Source organism: Bacteroides sp. AM23-12 (assembly GCF_003434395.1).
GTDB classification, from domain to species: Bacteria; Bacteroidota; Bacteroidia; order Bacteroidales; family Bacteroidaceae; genus Bacteroides; species Bacteroides thetaiotaomicron.
Genome location: NZ_QTLF01000115.1, coordinates 390 through 619, shown reverse-complemented (window position 1 = coordinate 619; position 230 = coordinate 390). Strand labels below are relative to the sequence as shown.

General features: G+C 56.5%; 1 protein-coding gene. It reads left to right on the top strand.

Going from position 1 to position 230, the window contains the following annotated elements; genetic code table 11:
• Nucleotides 1-230: DUF1896 family protein (locus DW640_RS23425; protein ID WP_117579014.1), on the top strand; the 230-nt coding region annotated here is incomplete at both ends.

The following is a 230-nucleotide window of genomic DNA, read 5'->3' as shown; positions in this document are numbered from 1 at the left end:
AACTGGCGATGGACACGCTGCTGCGCGGGCTGCATTATTCCCGTTACGCCATCCTCCGCGAAGTCGTGGAAAACGAGTTTGCCGATGAAGTGCCGGAAGAGAAGCGTGAAGCCTTTGTCCTGAAACTGCTGCCGCTTGTCGGCAACGTGTTCTCCGTCTATGACCTCTCGGATGACAATTTCGCCCTGTCTTCCGATTACGACCTGCTCTACACGGAGCTGACGGGAGCA